Source organism: Ferroplasma sp. Type II (assembly GCF_000496155.1).
Window position 1 is genome coordinate 2,295 of the sequence record NZ_KI542830.1, and the last position, 1,300, is coordinate 3,594.

The 1,300-nt window shown below is 42.0% G+C and carries 1 protein-coding gene; it reads left to right on the plus strand.

The window, feature by feature from the left end; all coding sequences use genetic code 11:
• Window positions 1-1,109 (plus strand): ISAzo13 family transposase (locus AMDU4_RS13315; RefSeq protein WP_290705509.1); only part of this gene is annotated, 1,109 nt, incomplete at its 5' end.
• Between the last annotated feature and the right edge of the window lie 191 nt (window positions 1,110-1,300).

Sequence of the window (1,300 nt, forward strand, 5' to 3'; positions counted from 1 at the left end):
AGAGCCTGTCAATAGGTTATGCGGGCATAGAAATTGTATCACGGGCAACCGGGCTGTCCCGCAGTACCATTATAAAGGGAATGAAAGAGATCACGGACAAGAGGGAGTTGAAAGACAGAATACGTGATCGTGGTGGTGGAAGGAAAAAGGAGGTGGACAAGAATCCCGGGATCAGGGACGAACTGATCAAACTGATAGAATCATCCACAAGAGGAGATCCACAATCCCCACTGCTATGGGAGAGCAAGAGTTTGAGGAAACTATCATCTGAACTCAGGGAGAAGGGGTACGATGTCAGCCATGTGCTGGTGGAAAAACTGCTCCATGACATGAAATATAACCTAAAGAGCAACCGTAAGATGAATGAGGGAAAGAGTCACCCCGATCGAAACCTGCAATTCGAGCATATTAATTCAAAGGCAATAGAATTCATGAAAGAGAACCAGCCCGTCATTTCCATAGATACAAAAAAGAAAGAACTCATAGGCAACTTCAAGAACAATGGAAAGGAATGGAAGCCAAAGGGTGAATACGATGAGGTCAACGTGTACGATTTCATGCAGTTTGCAGAAGGAAAAGCTGTACCATATGGTATATATGACATGAAACTCAATGAGGGATACGTAAACGTGGGAATTGATCATGATACTGCAGAGTTTGCAGTGCAATCCATAAAGAAATGGTGGGAATGCATGGGAAAGAAGAGATATCCCGATGCAGAGCGGCTGATGATTACGGCGGATGGTGGCGGTAGCAATGGTTCAAGGGTGAAGCTATGGAAGATTGAATTGCAGAAATTCGCCACAGAAACAGGACTGGAGATTAGTGTATGCCATTTCCCACCAGGCACAAGCAAATGGAACAAAATTGAACACAGGCTATTCTCCTTCATTACAAAGAACTGGAGGGGAAAACCGCTTGTCTCATATGAGGTGATAGTAAACCTCATAGCCAATACAAAAACGGAAAAAGGTCTCAAGGTCGAGTGCAGCATTGATCGTGACAGTTATGAGAAGGGCATCAAGATCACCTATATTAGATTAACGGGGGTCCAGGGGGGATCGATATATGGTATCAAAATCCGATTAGATTTTACTGATATTTATTAACCATTTTCTCAGGGGAATTATCTCTCTGGAATAGTATTTTCCTGATTTTACATATATGTATAATGATCGTGTTTTCAGAAAAGCATAGTTAAATATAGTTGTGATACATATCACAATATAATGTCATATATCAGACAATTTAAGCGGAAGAACAAGGATGGGAGTGTTAAGACGTATTATGCAGAGGTGAG